Origin of the sequence: Parasedimentitalea maritima, assembly GCF_005771405.1 — a bacterium.
GTDB lineage: Bacteria > Pseudomonadota > Alphaproteobacteria > Rhodobacterales > Rhodobacteraceae > Parasedimentitalea > Parasedimentitalea maritima.
The window spans coordinates 227,251-244,973 of sequence record NZ_VAUA01000004.1 but is presented as its reverse complement, the minus strand read 5'-3'; the positions used below and the strand labels follow the sequence as shown (position 1 = coordinate 244,973).

Annotated in this window: 14 protein-coding genes; 2 read left to right on the top strand and 12 right to left on the bottom strand. The window is 53.3% G+C overall.

Annotated elements, in window-relative coordinates; all coding sequences use genetic code 11:
• Positions 1–299: 299 nt before the first annotated feature.
• Positions 300–1,325 (top strand): LacI family DNA-binding transcriptional regulator, encoded by a 1,026-nt coding sequence (locus tag FEE96_RS09770; RefSeq protein ID WP_138162848.1) that lies wholly within the window; start codon positions 300–302, stop codon positions 1,323–1,325.
• On the top strand, positions 1,325–2,539 hold the full coding sequence (locus FEE96_RS09765) for a winged helix-turn-helix domain-containing protein (protein WP_138162847.1): 1,215 nt from the start codon (positions 1,325–1,327) through the stop codon (positions 2,537–2,539). Before FEE96_RS09770 ends, FEE96_RS09765 begins: the two co-directional genes overlap by 1 nt.
• A 47-nt stretch (positions 2,540–2,586) precedes the next feature.
• Here FEE96_RS09765 and FEE96_RS09760 read toward each other — a convergent pair whose 3' ends face one another.
• The 12 genes from FEE96_RS09760 to FEE96_RS09705 all read right to left on the bottom strand — a co-directional run bounded on the left by FEE96_RS09760 (position 2,587) and on the right by FEE96_RS09705 (position 17,718).
• Positions 2,587–3,504, bottom strand: a complete 918-nt coding sequence (locus tag FEE96_RS09760) for a helix-turn-helix transcriptional regulator (RefSeq protein ID WP_138162846.1) — start codon at positions 3,502–3,504, stop codon at positions 2,587–2,589.
• A 111-nt stretch (positions 3,505–3,615) separates the two neighbouring features.
• On the bottom strand, positions 3,616–4,062 hold the full coding sequence (locus FEE96_RS09755; RefSeq protein WP_138162845.1) for an acyl-CoA thioesterase: 447 nt from the start codon (positions 4,060–4,062) through the stop codon (positions 3,616–3,618).
• Positions 4,063–5,256 (bottom strand): benzoyl-CoA 2,3-epoxidase subunit BoxA, encoded by a 1,194-nt coding sequence (boxA, locus tag FEE96_RS09750; protein WP_138162844.1) that lies wholly within the window; start codon positions 5,254–5,256, stop codon positions 4,063–4,065.
• 233 nt (positions 5,257–5,489) lie between these two features.
• Positions 5,490–6,941 (bottom strand): benzoyl-CoA 2,3-epoxidase subunit BoxB, encoded by a 1,452-nt coding sequence (gene boxB, locus FEE96_RS09745; RefSeq protein ID WP_138162843.1) that lies wholly within the window; start codon positions 6,939–6,941, stop codon positions 5,490–5,492.
• Between the two features lie 84 nt (positions 6,942–7,025).
• Positions 7,026–8,687: a 2,3-epoxybenzoyl-CoA dihydrolase gene (boxC, locus tag FEE96_RS09740; protein WP_138162842.1), complete on the bottom strand. Its 1,662-nt coding sequence runs from the start codon at positions 8,685–8,687 to the stop codon at positions 7,026–7,028.
• Between the two features lie 167 nt (positions 8,688–8,854).
• On the bottom strand, positions 8,855–10,408 hold the full coding sequence (locus FEE96_RS09735; RefSeq protein ID WP_138162841.1) for a benzoate-CoA ligase family protein: 1,554 nt from the start codon (positions 10,406–10,408) through the stop codon (positions 8,855–8,857).
• 329 nt (positions 10,409–10,737) lie between these two features.
• On the bottom strand, positions 10,738–12,243 hold the full coding sequence (locus tag FEE96_RS09730) for a TRAP transporter large permease (RefSeq protein ID WP_138162840.1): 1,506 nt from the start codon (positions 12,241–12,243) through the stop codon (positions 10,738–10,740).
• Positions 12,240–12,824: a TRAP transporter small permease gene (locus FEE96_RS09725; protein ID WP_138162839.1), complete on the bottom strand. Its 585-nt coding sequence runs from the start codon at positions 12,822–12,824 to the stop codon at positions 12,240–12,242. The genes FEE96_RS09730 and FEE96_RS09725 overlap by 4 nt, the downstream gene beginning before the upstream one ends.
• A gap of 75 nt (positions 12,825–12,899) precedes the next feature.
• Complete coding sequence (locus FEE96_RS09720; protein ID WP_138162838.1) at positions 12,900–13,934, bottom strand: TRAP transporter substrate-binding protein; 1,035 nt, start codon at positions 13,932–13,934, stop codon at positions 12,900–12,902.
• Between the two features lie 263 nt (positions 13,935–14,197).
• Positions 14,198–14,896 (bottom strand): fumarylacetoacetate hydrolase family protein, encoded by a 699-nt coding sequence (locus FEE96_RS09715; RefSeq protein ID WP_138162837.1) that lies wholly within the window; start codon positions 14,894–14,896, stop codon positions 14,198–14,200.
• A gap of 87 nt (positions 14,897–14,983) precedes the next feature.
• Entirely contained in the window at positions 14,984–16,786 is a 1,803-nt protein-coding gene (locus tag FEE96_RS09710; RefSeq protein WP_138162836.1) for an ABC transporter ATP-binding protein, read from the bottom strand.
• Between the two features lie 2 nt (positions 16,787–16,788).
• A complete protein-coding gene (locus FEE96_RS09705; protein WP_138162835.1) occupies positions 16,789–17,718 on the bottom strand; it encodes an ABC transporter permease subunit in 930 nt (309 codons plus the stop codon).
• Between the last annotated feature and the right edge of the window lie 5 nt (positions 17,719–17,723).

Below are 17,723 nucleotides of genomic sequence, written 5' to 3'. Positions count from 1 at the left end.
AGACGAAGGCGGTTGTTTCGCTCTATTCCGTTGAACCACGGTGCCATGTAGCTGCATTAGTACCCTGTCCACTAGTAAGGAGCCCATGCTAGCCTGACTCCACGCAGAGAAGCCCGGTCGCATTTTGTAACACCGCGCGAATTGAGCTCAAAAACGCCTGTATATCAATCCACAACTGTTTCCCAAAAGGCGCTAAATTACCTACGCGCAAAGACGATATATCCACTTGCAATGGCCCCATTGTACTGTGAGGCTTGATTGCGCTAACCTCCTATAAACAACAACATGAGGCAGCCAACGTGACATCGGACAACAAACGCCCCCTGACCCTCCGCGATGTATCCGAAGCCACAGGGGTTTCCGAGATGACCGTCAGTCGGGTGCTACGCAATCGGGGCGACGTATCGGAAAAGACGCGCGTCAAGGTGCTCGCCGCCGCCAAAGAGCTGGGCTATGTGCCCAACAAAATTGCTGGTGCTTTAGCCTCTAACCGGGTCAATCTGGTTGCCGTGATTATTCCGTCACTGTCCAACATGGTGTTCCCGGAAGTCCTAACCGGTATCAATGAAGTTCTTGAAACCACCCAGCTGCAGCCAGTTGTCGGCGTTACCGATTATCAACCAGAAAAAGAAGAAAAAGTACTCTACGAGATGCTTTCATGGCGGCCTTCGGGCGTGATAATCGCTGGATTAGAGCACACAGATTCTGCGCGCGCGATGCTGAACGCTGCAGGTATCCCAGTGGTCGAAATCATGGATACCGACGGCAAGCCGGTGGATGCGATGGTGGGAATTTCACACCGCCGTGCAGGCCGTGAAATGGCCAAAGCCATCCTCAAGGCTGGTTATCGCCATATCGGGTTTATGGGCACAAAAATGCCACTGGACCATCGCGCCCGCAAACGCTTTGAAGGCTTTACAGAGGCCTTGGCCAAAGAAGGCGTCGAGATCGAGGACCGCAACTTTTACTCAGGCGGTTCAGCGCTGGCCAAGGGCCGCGAAATGACCGCCGAAATGCTGGAACGCTCCCCCGATTTGGATTTTCTCTATTACTCCAATGACATGATCGGTGCCGGTGGGTTGTTGTATCTGCTGGAGCAAGGCATTGATATTCCAGGACAGATCGGCTTGGCCGGTTTCAACGACGTTGAACTTCTCCAAGGGCTACCTCGAAAACTGGCCACCATGGATGCATGCCGACTTGAGATAGGGCGCAAAGCGGCTGAGATCATCGCTGCCCAACTAGACAACCCCGAGGAAGAAATCGAAACCCGGATTACGCTGAACCCGACCATCAGTTATGGCGACACGCTAAAGCGACGCTAATGGCCCTGCAACAACTCGACAATCGCACAGCGCGACGGCTGTTTATGGACCGGCACGCACTGATCGAGACTCCGACCGGCTCTGCCAAAGGCCCTGAACTACTGGAACTGATCACCCGGCTTGGCTTTGTCCAGCTGGACAGCATCAATACCGTGGCGCGGGCCCATGACATGATCTTGTATTCCCGGCGCCCATCATACCGCGCCCAAAACCTGAAACAGTTGTACGAAGGTGACCGGGAGCTGTTTGAACATTGGACCCATGATGCGGCCGTCATCCCAATGCAATTCTACCCTCAATGGCACCTACGATTCAAACGGGATGCCGCTCGTCTAAAATCGAGATACCGCAACTGGCACCGTGATAACTATGAGGCGCAGTTCGACACTGTGCTGCAACATATCCGAGATCACGGGGCCGTTGGGTCGTCCGACGTAGGCAAAGACGAGAAAAAGGGATCGGGTGGCTGGTGGGACTGGCACCCGTCAAAAACCGCACTGGAATACCTGTGGCGATCCGGCGCGCTAACCGTAGTTGGCCGCAAGGGGTTCCAAAAACAATATGACCTGACCGAACGGGTGATTGAAGAGCATCTATGCCCCGGTGTCTCGCCCTTTGACGAAGCCAAAACGCTCGATACCCTTTGCAGTGGAGCCTTAGATCGGCTTGGCTTTGCCACGTCGCGTGAGATCGCCGCGTTTTGGGATACTGTCTCAACCACCGAAGCCCGGGACTGGTGCAAAACGCAGCTGGAACAGGGCAACCTCGAAGAGGTCGACGTAGCCCATACCGATGGCAAGTTGCGTCGCGCCTTTGCCCGACCAGGAACAGTTGAGTCCGCTCAGGATATTGGACCAGCACCTGGCCGTATGCGGGTGCTCAGCCCCTTTGATCCCGCTCTGCGCGACCGAAAACGCGCCGAGCGGTTGTTTGGGTTTCACTACCGGATCGAAGTTTTTGTTCCCGCCCCCAAGCGCATCTACGGCTACTACGTTTTCCCCCTATTCGAGGGCGAGCGCATGGTGGGCCGGATCGACATGAAAGCAAAGCGCGATGCAGACATGTTGCAGGTCACAGCAGTCTGGCCCGAGCGCGGCATCAAATGGTCCCCTTCCCGCATTCGCAAGTTGGAAAGTGAACTACAACGCGTTGCACGGTTTGCGGGGCTATCGCAGGTCGTGTTTACGGAAGGCTGGCTACGAGAGCCCGTCTGAGTAACTCGAATGCCCACAGCATTCAAAGCTGTCAGAATAGGGTTGAACTAGCCTAAAAAACCTCGATCTCGGATCAGATCAACCAAACCCGCCAAGGTTTCTTCAACTTCCTGCCCCGAGGTATCCAGCTGCGCCAGCGCCTTGCCGTACAGCGCCTCGCGGCTGGTCAGGATAGACCGCAACTGCTCCATCGCTTCGGGATTGCCGGCCATTGGGCGTTCATCCCCCTGTGCACGGACCCGCGACATGTGTTCATCCGGGCTCGCCTTGATCCAAATGGTATGAAACCCGGTCAACAGGCTGTTGTAGGTCTCTGGTTCACCCACCACACCACCTGCTGCGGCCAGGATCAAACTGTCATGTGTGGCGGTAATCCGTGAAATCGCTTGCGCCTCCAGCTTGCGATATCCCTCTTGCCCATACAGCGCCATGACCTCGTCCACCGGCATGCCGCTTTGCGCCTCGATCTCGGAGTTCAGCTCGACAAAGGGCAGCCCCAGCGCCTGTCCGGCCATTGCCCCCAAAGTGGATTTTCCAGCCCCGCGCAGGCCCACTAGGCAGATCCGCCCGGCCCGCTGGTTGGCCTCGGGTTCAGGTGACAACAAACTCATCACTTTCTGCTGAGTAGCGACGCTGGAACTGCTAAACAAATCACCGACGCGCATTGCATCCGATGTCCACGGGTCCTCTTCACCCGTCAACCACTCAATACGATGATCCAGCGCAATTGCCACACGCTGTAACAACCCGATCGAGATATTGCCCTCACCACTTTCAAGCTGGGCCAGATAGCGCGGCGACACACCGGATTGTTCGGACAGAACACGGCGGGAAATACCTTTGCGTTCACGCGCTCGACGAACCCGCTCACCCACCCGCGCGATTAGGGCCGATACCGAAGTGTCGATTTGATCGCTATCCGACACCGAACTGGTCTCGCCGCGGAAATTGGTGATCTCACTCATAAGGCTGCCGAAATGTGTAACATATTGCACGAATCTAAAGCGACTAAGCCGCACGTTCAAACAGAAACCCGCCTAACAGCAGGGAACCTGCATTATTTTGCGGTTACAGGGTTACTCGGGCCGGAGGAGTGGGGTCACAATATCGCGAATGTCAGGCGGTGCAGGCTTCGTTGTGAACGTTTCGGGCGCGATGAAAACACAAACAAATTTGCCCTCAAAGCACAGCTTGCCGTCCTGCCGCGCGTTGACCCGAAACGCGATGGAGCTACCTCCCAGTTTACAGGGCCAAACTTCACAGATCAGCCTATGACGCGGTGTCACCGGTGACCGAAAATCGATGCTCATGTGTACAAATGGCGTTCCGGTTCCACGGTCCAACTCCATCTGAAACCAGCCATCACCACCTAGAACATGCTCCCACCAAGCGTCGATTGCTTCAAGCGCAAACCAAGGGAGCCGGCCCGTATAGGCAATCTGCGCCGGGTCACAGTCACCCCAGCCAACCCGAATTTGATGGGTGAAATTAGCTGGTTCTGTTGATGCTTCCTGCGATGTCATTCAGTAAGTTTCCACATGATATCTTCCGTCGTCACGCATGCTATCTCTCAACTCAGGCCAATTCAAATTGATACCACGGGCGATATCCCTCAAGGCCTCTTCGACCCCCTGTTCCATCGCCTTTAGTCCGCAAATGTAGATATGCCCATTCGGGTTCTGCAACAGCTTTGCCACCCGATCCGCTTCCTCGCGCAGGCGGTCCTGCACATATTGTTTGGGCGCATCCTCTTGACGGGAAAATGCAAAATGCTTGGCCATAAAACTGTCTGGGATTTTCTTGAGCGGCCCAAAGTAGGGCAATTCCCCCGGTCGGCGGGCACCGAATACCAATGTCATGCTGTCTTTGTCCTGCGGCGAGACCCTCTGTCGGCGCATAGTAAAGCCGCGAAACGGAGCTGACCCGGTGCCGGTGCAAATCATCAGTATGTCGGCCTGAGGATCGCTGGGCATTAGGAAGGTAGATCCAAACGGACCAGTTAGCTGAACTTCATCCTCCGCAGCCAGATCGCAAACGTAATTTGAACACACGCCCTGCGGTTCCCGTTTGACCGTCAGCGAAATGTTCAAATAGCCCGGGCGTTCACCGTCGCGAGGGCTTGAAACTGAGTACAGGCGCGGCAAGTGCGGCTGACCGTTGTCATCAGTACCCGGTGGAATGATCCCGATGCTTTGACCTTCGAGAACCGGAAATGGCAAGCCACCAAGATCAAGAATAATATGTCGGACATCGGCATCACTGGTCTCTTCAGTCAGCCGATAATTGCCCTGAACTCGTGCGGTAGCCGGTTTGCCAAGGTTATACATATTAATCGAGGGCTTGGAGGCACTGGCCGGGGCTTTGGCCTTGCCGCCCGCGCCCGCGTGCGCTTTGGCCAACAGCTCTGCCATAGCATCGTCCAGGGCTTCCAGGCCGCTTTCAGCTTCGCCACCTTCGGCGATATCGGCTTGTTCCGGCATTTCCTCCCAATCGAATTGATCATCAACTGAGTAAGGGCTTGTGACCACCCGCCATTCGTCGATCGAGCCGGTTGGGCAAACCGGGATACAATCCATGCAAAAATTACACTTGGATGCGTCAACAACCACATTGACATCATCATGCACGATCGCCTCTTCGGGGCATGTCATCTCGCAGGTATAACAGCGGATGCAAATCTCGGGGTCGATCAGGTGTTGCTTTACAGCTTGGGTCATTGGGGCCTGTTGGATTTGCTCAGAATTAGATCAGGTAGAGTTAGTGCATCAATCAATGCCTGACACATACCAGTGCAGTTGGTACAGCCCACACATGGCCCTTGAAGGCCGACAATTTGGTCTGACAGGTTATTGATATTAGGCGTCTCTGCTTTGGTGCGGCTGATCTTCATTGCGAATCCTCCGTGAAGTGAAACAACCCGGCCCCAAAAATGGCGCCGGGTCTGTGGGCATCAGGCCATGTGCAACTGTACGTACTCAAAATCGCCGGGCTTATTATCAATGCCTACTTTCGGCGGCGCAATCCAACTCGCGAATTTGCCCGGTTCCATGCAGGGTTTCATCAGTGATTGGATGAAATCGCCATCTGCTTTGGTTGGAAGCCAGTCTTTTGCTTTGGCATCCCATTCTTCTTTGGGAAGGATATCGCCATCAGGCGAGATGCTAACTGCAGCAAAGACACCAATCTTTCGGTGAAAGCCTTCGTGCGGGATGGTCATCTCAAACTCGACCCCCAGCTTGGAGATCAATTTGTTCCAGCGCCCAACCCCGCCAGCGGCATCTTTTACATAGTCATCACGCAACCGCATATTGATCGCGGTCAGTGCTGGGACTTCCTCTGAGACGATCCGGCCATCTTTTATCGAACGCACCATATAGCTGTCGTTGATCAACTTGTGATCGTCCTTGATCCGTTGCTCCATGAACCGGCCCTTGATGCCTGAGTTGAAAGCATTGGCCGCATTGGTCGATACTTCTTGGCCAAACAGGTCCAATGAAAGAGTGTAGTGCAGGTTTAGCTTTTTCTGGATCGTGGGCAGGTCGATGACACCCAAATCGCGGATCTTGTCGATGTCATATGGATCAGTAATCCCGGCCTTTTTCATTGCATCACAGGTGGCCTGAATAGTGCGCCCAACCCCGGTTTCACCCACAAACATGTGGTGGGCTTCTTCGGTCAGCATGAACCGGCAGGTGCGGCTGAGCGGATCAAAACCCGATTGCGCCAGACTCTCCAACTGCATCTTACCATCGCGGTCGGTGAAGTAAGTAAACATGAAGAAAGACAGCCAATCCGGCGTTTCTTCGTTAAACGCACCCAGCATCCGTGGCGCTTCTTCGGAACCAGAAGACCGGATCAGCATATCGTTGGCTTCTTCACGACCATCCCGGCCAAAATACTTCTGCAGCAGGTAGACCATCGCCCAGAGGTGGCGGCCCTCTTCGACGTTCACCTGGAACAAATTGCGCATGTCATAGAGAGACGGTGCGGTCAGGCCCAGGAAACGTTGCTGCTCAACCGATCCCGGTTCGGTATCGCCCTGAATGACGATCATCCGCTTCAGCATATTGCGATATTCACCTGGGACCTCTTGCCAAGCGGGTTCGCCGTAATGCTCACCACACGGAATAGTACGGCCTTCGACCTGTGGAGCAAGCAACACTCCCCAGCGGTATTCTGGCATTTTTACGTAATCAAACTTGGCCCAGCCCTTGGGATCGACAGAAACTGCAGTGCGCAAATAGATCATGCTCTGCTGGAACTGTTGCGGAATCAGGTCGTTCCACCAGTTGATGTACCCAGGATGCCATTTCTCAAGCGCCTTCAGCACCTTTTTGTCGCTGCTTAGGCCAACGTTATTTGGAATTTGAGTGTCATAGCTAACATTAATCAGGTCGAGCATGTTATTCCTCCTACTGGGCGGTGCGTGCAAGCACACACCCTACGGGTTCAATGTTGGGTGCGTATTTGCACGCACCGTTGTGTGTCAGACACGTTCCATGTTGTATTCGCCGCGCTTGCCTGTTCCGTAGCGCTGCAACGCGCCCTCAGGTCCTACTGCGTTGGGACGCTGGAAGATCCAGTTCTGCCAGGCGGTGAGGCGACCAAAGATACGGGTTTCCATGGTTTCCGGACCTGCGAAGCGCAGGTTGGCCTCCATGCCTGTCATCGCATCGGGCGAGAAGCTGGCACGTTCTTCCATGAAGATCCGCACTTCGTCTTCCCAGTCGATGTCGTCAAAGGCATAGGTGATCAGACCACAGTCATCAGAGGCGTCAGCATCCAATGGCTCGCCGATTTGCCCTTTCAGCACGTCAACGTTTTCCGGATCACCCAAGAAACGGGTTTGCAGGCGGGTCAGACCATTCCCCATTGGGTAGCAACCAAAGTTCGACTCACTAAGAGTTATGGTGGCAAGAGCCCGGTTGTCGCCTTCGAACTCTTCTAGCATCATGTAGCTGCGGTCGACTGACCACAGCAGTTCAGCCAACACTCCGGCAAAGCACGATCCATGTTCGACCAGTGCCACCATTGAACGAGACGTCATATCGACCCGCTTCAACACCCGCTTCCAATATTTCAGGATCTCGTTCGCCAGCCAGTGGTCACTGTTGGACAACAACAGTTCTTCATGGGCCAGCAAAACTTCACGGTCGCCCTGGGTGCGAAACACAACCAGACCGATTTCACGTTCGTTCAATCGCAGATGCAACAGGGCATCATCGAATTCACGAGCCAGCCGCAACATGTAGGCTTCAGCTCCCTGCGCCTGCAAGACGGCCATATCAGCCGGAGCAGCGCCGTCAGGCCCCTTCAGGGTGATATTGGCACGACCATTTTTACGATCAATATCGACCTCTACCGTAGAATAGGTCACTGAACCATCGTCACCAAAGCGGCGGTTCAGCGGTGTTAGTTCGATGCCTGTCAAACCCGGTGACTTAGAACTGGCCGCAGCAAGCTCTGCCGCGCGATCAGTGACCGCTGCGTCAAATTTGGAATTGGCAACCACTTCGTCGACCAGTTTCCAATCTACCGCGCGCTGGCCTTTGACACCTTCTTCAATCGAGCAGAACACATCCGCAAGATCGCGGCGCACTTTGCGCTTATCCGTCACCCGTGTCAGACCTCCAGTGCCAGGCAACACCGCCAGCAACGGCACCTCGGGCAGAGCGACCGAGGATGCGCTGTCGTTGGTCAGCATGATGTAATTGCAGGCAAGCGCGAGTTCGTAGCCACCTCCGGCGCAGGCACCTTTGATTGCTGCCATGTACATCTGCCCCGAATCCGCTTCGGCAGCTTCGAATGTATTGCGGGTTTCATTGGTAAACTTACAGAAATTCACCTTGTGCGCATGACTAGCACCACCCAACATACGAATGTTGGCCCCAGCGCAGAACACTTTCTCCTTAGCCGATTGCATCACCACCACTTTGATTTCCGGGTGCTCGAACCGCATCCGCTGCACCACATCGGCTAGCTCTATATCAACGCCCAGATCATAAGAGTTCAGCTTGAGCTGGTAGCCCTCAAACAACCCACCGTCTTCATCTACATCCATGAACAGGTTGGCGACTTCACCGTCATAGCTCACCCGCCAGTGGCGGTAGTTTGACGGGTCAGTTTGAAAGTCAATTATCTGTGTCATCACGCGCGTTCCTTATACCGGCCTTGAATGCAGCATATCGCACTTCAAAGATGCTCGCAAAGTATTTTATGCATGATAGTGCAGAATTACTTCACTCAACCTGATTGGATGAACATCGCTTTCCGCTCAACTCGCGCAATATAATGCACAAATTGAACAATTGGAGTTCACAACCTACCTCCTTCGTCCTTCTCGCGGAGTTTGAATCTTTGGATTTTGCCTGTGGCCGTTTTAGGTAAGTCTTCCGTGAACTCTACCCAACGGGGGTACTTCCACTTGCCGATCTTCTCTTTGACAAAGGCTTTCAGCTCGGCTGCCAACTCGGGACTGGCATCACCTTCCTTCAACACAATATGTGCTTTTGGTTTTTCCAGACCTTCCCCATCGCGAACTGCAACAACAGCTGCCTCCAACACCGATGGGTGCGAGACCAGAGCCTGTTCGACTTCAAATGGCGATAGCCAGATGCCCGAAACCTTGAACATATCATCCGTGCGACCGCAGTAGATGTAACGCCCCTGTGCGTCACGTTCGTATCTATCGCCGGTGCGGGTCCATTCACCCTCAAATGTTGCCCGACTTTTGTCTCGCTGGTTCCAGTATCCCTCTGCCGCCGAGTCCCCACGTACCAACAACTCACCAATCTCGCCCTGCGCAACCTCATCACCGGCCTCATCTGCCAGGCGCAACTGATATCCAGGCACTGCAACACCCGAGGTTCCATAGGTCACGTCTCCCGGTGCGTTAGAGAGAAAGATATGCAGCATCTCAGTGGACCCAACGCCATCGAGGATATCAACGCCCCAGAGATCTCGCCATTTTCGCCCAACATCTTTGGGCAGCGCTTCACCAGCTGAAATACAGCACCTTAGAGGCGCATCTGGTTTGGCTCCCACTTCGAGTTTCGCCAATGTAGCCGCATAGAGTGTTGGCACACCGCAAAATATTGTTGGCTGCTCGCTTTTCAGGATATCCAACACCACATCAGGCGTTGGGCGGTCAGGGAACAGGATCGTTGTCGCGCCCACTGCCATTGGGAATGTCATTGCATTGCCCAGACCGTAGGCAAAAAATAGTTTGGCGACTGAAAACACCACGTCAGTCTCACGAATTTGAAGCACTTGCGCGCCATATGTCTCTGCAGTAGCCCGCAGCGCCCCATGCACGTGCCTGACGCCTTTGGGCAGTCCAGTCGAACCCGAAGAGTAAAGCCAGAACGCTGTTTCATCCGCAGAGCAGGTTACCGCCTGCAACGGGTCTACATCCGCCATGAATTCGGCCATGCCAATGGTGCCATCGGGTGCTTCGCCACCTACGACCACAATCTGCTTCAATTCAGGTACGATCTGCGCAGCGGCCTTTACCACGGGCCATAGCTCTACACTGACAAACAAAGCACTGGCGCGACTGTCACGCAAAATGGCTTCGTACACCGGTGTTGCAAGCAGGGTGTTAAGGGGCACCGGTACCACACCTGACTTGAGCGCGCCCCAAAAAATCTGTGGAAACTCGATCGTGTCCAGCACCAGCATGGCTACGCGCGCTTCACGCGCAATACCTGCACTACGCAATGCCCCGGCGATCAAGTCACTGTCTTTGGCTAACTGACCATAACTTAAACTGCGCTGCTTGCCAGCAGCCTCACGAAAGGCAATTTTGTTTGGGCGTTCCTGACGGTGGCGGTCAACGAAGTAGCTGGCTGCATTTGAGCTGGCTGTCATTTGTAATTCTCCCTCTACGACGGCCGGATCAAGTCTCCGGCAATGTACCACCCTCCCCGATGATACGCATTCGAAGGGCCATAATGCACCCGCCTCAGAGATATGCAACATATTGCGCAATTTTCATGCATAATAATGCATCACAAGTTCACACGAACACGCTTAGCTGCTGATGAACTGTCGAAAACAACGGCCCATAAATGCTGTGAGCAAACACCAAGCCGGGCCGCTCCAAGTTCATCTTGCCAATAGAAAGTCGAAAGCATGACCAATCCGCAACGTGCAATCACCGATTACTCATTGCGGATTGGAGACTGTAGTCTATCCGGTCAGTGCATCAACATGAGTGGCAGCAACGTAATGACTGGGAACAGCACCAGTATGACCACCCGGATCAAGTCTGAGGCGACAAAGAACATCACCGCCTTGTAAGTATCGATCATCTTGGTCTTACGGTCCATCGCGTTGATAATGAACAGGTTCATCCCAACTGGTGGAGTAATCAAGCCAACCTCAACCACGATCAGAACCAGAATACCAAACCAGATGGCAACGTATTCTGCCTCAATCCGGTTTGCCATGCCTTCAGTCACCCGAATGCCCAGCTCTTTCATCTGGTCGCGGGTCAGCTCTACTCCGCCAGCAATAGCTTCCTGTATCGAGGCAAGCATACCATCCGCCATGCCGTCGGGCACCCCGGCATTTAGCACTTCCATTGCTGCGCTCGCCTGCATGGCAGGAAGCGAGACCATGTTAAAGTCCATTGCTGAGATCACCGGAAAGAAGATTGGGATGGTCAGAAGAATCATACTGAGACTGTCCATTAGACAGCCAAACAGCAAATAGAACACCAGGATCAGCGTGAGTACCATCCAGGGGCTAAGGCCCTGACTGACAACAAAATCAGCCAGTTCTTGTGGCACCTTGGTTAGAGCCAGAAAACCATTGTAAAAGCCCGCACCCAGCACGATGAAAAAGATCATCGCAGTTGAGCGAGCCGTGACCATAAAGCTATCAGTCAAACTCTCACGATTCAGGCCGCCATTCAGCCAGGCAATCAACCCGGTGCCAAAGGCCCCCACCGCAGCACCTTCGGTCGGGGTAAACCAACCCAAGTAAATACCTCCAACGACCAGACCAAACACCATCAACACTGGCCAAACCTTGAACAGCGCCGCAAAGCGTTCGCCCCAGGGAACTGCTGGTCGTGTTCCTGCAGATTCAGGAAACAAGCGAACATAAATAGAGATAACAATCACGTAGCCGAATGCTGCCAGCAAACCGGGAATAAAGGCCGCAAGGAACAGTTTGGCAATGTTTTGCTCGGTCAGAATAGCGTAGATCACCAGCACCACCGAGGGTGGAATCAAGATACCAAGAGTGCCGCCAGCAGCCAAAGTAGCCGCTGAAAATCCGCCTGCATAACCATATTGCTTTAGCTCCGGCAGCGCCACGCGCCCCATAGTGGCGGCAGTGGCCAGCGAACTACCGCAAATCGCGCCGAAACCAGCACAGGCACCAATGGCTGCCATCGCGACACCACCTTTGCGGTGGCCAAGAAACCCCTCAGCCGCCTTAAACAAGGCGCTGGACATACCGCCGAGTGTCGCAAAGTGCCCCATCAACAAGAACATCGGCACGATGGTCAGGGAATAAGAGGAAAACGTCGAATAGGTCTCGTTTTTAAGGCGACCAAACGCCACAAGCGTACCGTCTGTGACGATCATCAGCCCACCCAGACCAACAAGAAACATCGACAGGCCAATGGGGACACGCAGAAAGATCAGCACCATCAGGAGCGGGAAAGAGGCAATTCCGATTTCAAGAGCAGTCACTGTTCAGTCTCCACGCCGTCCCAGATCAGGATGCGGCCGGTAAGAAATTCGAAGGTGCGAATTGCACCCATGTATAGGCCAACTATGGCAGCAACCACTGCGGCAACCAGACTGGCGGCATAGGCCCACCAGACAGGGAATTCGAGTAGGAACGAAGTTTCACCATTATTCAGTTTGCTAATCATCCCAGCTTCAAGACGCCAAGCGATGAGAACCAAAACTCCAGCAAAAACAATTTCGGTCACCATGCGCAAAAATCTATTCACGCGAGCCGAAAAACTATTTGCCAGAATATCAACTGATGCGTGCCCTGAGGTGATTTGACAAAGCGGCAAGAAAGCGAAGATAGCAAAAGCTACACCTGCTTCGACCAGTTCAAAATCTCCATTGATTGGACCAACACCAATCGCGATCATCCACTCAGCAAATTCGGGCGCCATGCCCTGCATTAAATTACCATGGAAAAATCCATTTAGCAGGCGGCCGGAAATCGAAAGGCAGGTGAGTAGAATCAAGAGAGTGAGGACAAACCCACCGGTAGCAGCCATGAACCTGGCTAGCTTTAGCATGAACTTGTGCATAGTTACGCATTCCTTTCGCGTCACAAGTAAGGCCGCGGCGAAGTCATCGCCGCGGCCCTTTGATGAGTACCAGACTTACTTCGAGTACTTCTCGATCAGCATGGTTGCTTCGTCGATCAACGCCTGACCGTCGATACCTTTTTCAGTCATGTCAGCCAGCCATTTGTCATAGATAGGCTGAGCGCGCACACGCCATTCGGCAGTTTGCTCTGCATCCAGGGTGATGACATTGTTGCCCATGTCCAGTGCCATTTCACGCGAAGGACCATCAGAATCGGCCTGCGTACCACCGGCGAACACTGAGAATTCCAAGCCCGAGTTGTCATCGATGATCTGCTGCAGATCAGCAGGCAGACTATCAAACTTGGGCTTGTTCATCGCCAGAACGAAAGTCAGCGTATAGAGTGCCTTACCAGTGAATTCGGTGTGGTTTGTGACCAGTTCTGGAACTTTCAGTGCTGCGGTGACTTCCCAAGGGATAGTTGTACCGTCGATCACACCTTTGGACAGGCCCTCAGGTACAGCAGGAACTGGCATACCAACTGGCGTTGCGCCAAGTTCGGTCAGTAGTGAGTTGACCGAGCGCGAACCACCGCGGATTTTCATGCCACGCAGATCATCAGGTGTTTCCACCGGATCTGAAGTGTGGATCATACCAGGGCCGTGAACCCAAGTACCGAGGATTTTAAGATCCTTGAACTCGGTGTCTTTCATATGGGTTTCGAACATTTCCCAATAGGCACGCGACACGGCACGGGCGTCGGTCATCATAAATGGAAGTTCGAACACTTCTGTCGACGGATAGCGGCCTGGTGTGTAGCCAACCACAGTCCAAACAATGTCTGCAACACCATCAATAGCCTGATCCATCAGCTCTGGCGGCTTACCACCCAGCTGCATGGATGGATAACGGTCGATCTTGATGCGGCCTTCGGACGCTTCTTCGATCTTATCCGCCCAGACATCCAGGATCAGTTTTGGCACATTGGCCTGTGCAGGCAGAAACTGGTGCAGTTTCAAAGTAACTTCCTGCGCCATTGCTGATGATGCGCCCATCGCCATGATGGCTGCAGCACCAAAGGCGCCGAGTAGCTTTCTCCGAGTGGTCATGTGATTCCTCCCTAGGACCGTTATCACGCAATATAATGCCTTCATTTTTGAAGTTTGCAATATAATGCCAAATTATTCTCGTTTCTTTCTCCCAGTGACCGCGTACCTGCTCAACAGAGCTGCCGCCACCTATGTCTGGTTCATAAAACAAACCGGTTACACACCAGCTATTAGGCGCATTTGTAACTATCAACCATGAACATGCATTTTCCAATCAACAAAGTTTCCGGAAACTTCGCGACAAGCAAACAATATTTCAAGCATCATCTCAAATCCGTCAAACTAAGGGAAATAGGGTCAAGCCCATCGATCCCACCCTCAATGATATCACCGGCGACAACTGGGCCAACACCCGCCGGAGTGCCGGTGAGGACCAGATCGCCGGGGCGTAGGTGATAGAACTGCGATAAATGACAAAGGATCTCTTCGACCGACCAGACCAGTTCGGCCAATGTCGCATCCTGACGGATCTCGCCGTTGACGTTCAGACATATCCGCTGCGCATCAGGAGAGCCCCATTCCTTGGCGCGGGTCAACGGCGCCATAACTGTGCCGTTTTCGACATCCTTGCCGAGATCCCACGGTCGTTGTTTTTGCCTCTCTCGAATTTGCAAATCACGTCGGGTCATGTCCAATGCGCAGCCATACCCATAAATCGCGGCGCGCGCCTGCTCGGAAGTGGCACGAAACAACGGCGCGCCAATGGCCAGCGCCAGTTCCATTTCATAGTGGAAATTGTCGGTACCAAGTGGATAAGGGGTCTCCGCTCCGCTTAGAACCATGTTGGCTGGTGACTTTGTAAAGTAGAACGGTGCCTCGCGGTCTACTTCAACTCCCATCTCTGCGGCATGAGCGGCATAATTTCGTCCTACGCAAAAAATTCGCGCAACTGGGTACCCCGCCTCTTCATTTCTTACCGGCACCAAAGGTACTTCAGGTAGTTGAAATAGAGAATTTACCATTGATCGCGCTCCTCACCACGGTGGCTTATGGAATTCATAACATGACAACCAATGGCCTGCACCCTTGTTCATCCGCGCAGGTAAACTCTAGTCAGTCATAATCACATCCAATGGATCATGTTCAGCAACAAAATGAGCTGGGTTTATCTCCTGCAGCTTGGGAATATATCCGATTTCCCCAGTATTCAGTCGGCTGGGCAAAAACCGAAGTGCAGCAGACGGATCTAAAGGAGATGGTAGCTCGCCTGGTATTTTAAGGCGGTTTCGAGACCGCTCAATATCCGGGTCCGGAATTGGCACTGCCGAAATCAAAGATTTAGTATAGGGATGTAGGGGTTGCGAACAAATCGTTTCACCATCTGCCAGTTCAACTACGCGTCCCAAGTACAGCACCATAATCCTGTTAGAAATCGCCCGCACCACCGATAGATCATGACTGATGAAAATCATTGCAAGACCAAATTCAGCCTGCAAATCACGTAGAAGCTGAATAATCTGCGCCTGAATAGACACATCCAACGCCGATACCGCCTCGTCGCAGATGATCAATTTGGGCCGGTTGATCATGGCCCGAGCAATACCAACTCTTTGGTTCTGCCCCCCTGACAGTTCGTGTGGGTAACGGTTAAACAGATGCCGCTCCAACCCTACCTTTTCCATCATTGCCGCCACGTGCTCTTTTCGCTCACGCGTGGTCAGGTCGGGTCGATAAGTAAGGAGCGGCTCAGCAATAGACGCAGAAATCGTCATCCTCGGATCCAAGCTGGCCAGAGGGTCTTGGAAAACAATTTGTAGGTTTTTCCGGTACTTGTTCAGTTCGGACCGCTTCAAGCCCACAATTGGCTGACCCAACCAACTCACACCGCCGCCGGTAGGTTCTATCAGTTGCAAAACTGCACGTGCCAGAGTGGATTTCCCACAGCCACTCTCACCCACCACACCAAGAGTTTCACCCTGACGGATATCAAAACTGACGCCATCCACTGCCTTGAGCGGGACATAGCGACCAAATAACCCTCCTGACATTTTCATCTGGAAATGAACTTTAACATCATCAACCCGCAGGATTGGTTCAGCTTTGGCTTCGAACATCTGTGGCGCGTCAGCTGCATCAATGCGGGGCATCGCTTCTAGCAACGCACGCGTATAGGCATGTTTGGGGGCGTGAAAGATCTCACGAACATCGCCATCTTCGACAAACTCGCCCTGTCGCATGACCTGGATACGATCACACATCCGGGCAACCACTCCCATGTCATGCGTGATCAGTGCAATTGCAGTGCCCTGCTCTTTTTGCAGCCCAGCCATAAGGTCGAGTATCTCTGCCTGCACGGTCACATCCAGCGCCGTTGTAGGTTCATCAGCAATCAACAGTTTCGGATTACACAGCATAGACATGGCGATCATAACCCGTTGGCGCATACCTCCAGACAATTCGTGCGGAAACTGATCCAATCGACGCGCAGCTTCGGGAATCCGAACCCGGTCCAGCCACTCGAGGCAACGTTGCCGGGCCTCCCTGCCGACAATCCCCTCGTGAACCTGCAGAACTTCTCGCATTTGATCGCCGACACGAAGATGAGGCGTCAGCGCGGTTAGGGGATCCTGAAAAATCATGCCAACATCACTGCCACGTATGTGATTCAATTCCGGGATGGCCAAATTAAGGATCTCGCTGCCATTTAACAAAACAGAACCACTCGCCCGGCCATTTGGCGGCAGCAGTCCCATTGCCGCCATAAAAGTTTGACTTTTACCTGATCCACTTTCGCCCACGATGCCTAAACATTCACCTGGCTGGATATCAAAGGAAATCCCTTTGACTGCGGCCACGGCCCCATCTGGGGTGGAAAATTCAACGCTGAGGTCTTTTACACTTAGCAGGCTCATAATCAGCGGTCCTTGGGGTCAAGCGCGTCACGCAAGCCATCACCGATGAAAAACATGGTGATAATAATGGTAACGTAAAAGAAAAGAGGAAAGGCCAGTTGCCACAATGTGCCATAAGCCATCGTGCCTGCGCCTTCGGAAATCAGACTGCCCAGCGAGGTATAGGGTTCCGAAACCCCCAAACCGAGGAAGGAGATGAAACTCTCCGCCAGAATCATTTCGGGCACCAACAACGAGGCATAGACGATCACTACACCCAACAAATTCGGTAGAATATGTCGATACATGATGGTGATCTCACTGACACCAGAGGCACGTGCAGCTTCGATGAATTCACGGTGCTTCAAGGCGAGTGTTTGCCCCCGTACGATCCGAGCCATGCTGAGCCAACTGACCGCACCAAGGGCGATGAACAGCATAAAGAAGGAGCGGCCAGCGACCACCAGCAATAAAATAATGACTAGGACAGTGGGGATCGCCATCAGTATGTCCACAATACGCATCATGATGTTGTCGGCACGGCCACCCACAAAACCAGAAATGATCCCGTAAATCGTGCCAACGAACAGCGCCATTGCAGCGCCAACCAGCCCGACTAACAAGGAAGTTGTGGTTGCCTGAATGACTCGACTGTAAAGATCCCGTCCCAAGTCATCGACACCAAAATAGTGCCCCGTCGCAAAAGATGGCATTCCCCGCTCTGCAGCGCTCCCCATGATGTCCCAGTCGATTTCTTCATTGTTCCACTGCGCGAAGTAAGGTCCAACGATAGTGAAGACGACGATCAGGGCTAGGATTAAGACGCAGATACGCGCAGCCCGATTTTGCACAAAGCGCGTGCGCGCATCCTGCCAGAGCGAACGCCCCTGAACAGCTGTGAAATCAGTGACCTCTTCGGCCAGTCGGGCGGTTTTTTGAGAGCTTCCAAACATGTTGC

Excerpts from the sequence above, each read along its gene's own strand:
- FEE96_RS09710 (WP_138162836.1), bottom strand. The coding sequence starts at position 16,786 with ATGAGCCTGCTAAGTGTAAAAGACCTCAGCGTTGAATTTTCCACCCCA.
- FEE96_RS09725 (WP_138162839.1), bottom strand. The coding sequence starts at position 12,824 with ATGCACAAGTTCATGCTAAAGCTAGCCAGGTTCATGGCTGCTACCGGT.
- boxB (WP_138162843.1), bottom strand. The coding sequence starts at position 6,941 with ATGCTCGACCTGATTAATGTTAGCTATGACACTCAAATTCCAAATAAC.
- boxC (WP_138162842.1), bottom strand. The coding sequence starts at position 8,687 with ATGACACAGATAATTGACTTTCAAACTGACCCGTCAAACTACCGCCAC.
- FEE96_RS09760 (WP_138162846.1), bottom strand. The coding sequence starts at position 3,504 with ATGAGTGAGATCACCAATTTCCGCGGCGAGACCAGTTCGGTGTCGGAT.
- FEE96_RS09755 (WP_138162845.1), bottom strand. The coding sequence starts at position 4,062 with ATGACATCGCAGGAAGCATCAACAGAACCAGCTAATTTCACCCATCAA.
- FEE96_RS09720 (WP_138162838.1), bottom strand. The coding sequence starts at position 13,934 with ATGACCACTCGGAGAAAGCTACTCGGCGCCTTTGGTGCTGCAGCCATC.
- FEE96_RS09735 (WP_138162841.1), bottom strand. The coding sequence starts at position 10,408 with ATGACAGCCAGCTCAAATGCAGCCAGCTACTTCGTTGACCGCCACCGT.
- FEE96_RS09765 (WP_138162847.1), top strand. The coding sequence starts at position 1,325 with ATGGCCCTGCAACAACTCGACAATCGCACAGCGCGACGGCTGTTTATG.
- boxA (WP_138162844.1), bottom strand. The coding sequence starts at position 5,256 with ATGACCCAAGCTGTAAAGCAACACCTGATCGACCCCGAGATTTGCATC.
- FEE96_RS09705 (WP_138162835.1), bottom strand. The coding sequence starts at position 17,718 with ATGTTTGGAAGCTCTCAAAAAACCGCCCGACTGGCCGAAGAGGTCACT.
- FEE96_RS09715 (WP_138162837.1), bottom strand. The coding sequence starts at position 14,896 with ATGGTAAATTCTCTATTTCAACTACCTGAAGTACCTTTGGTGCCGGTA.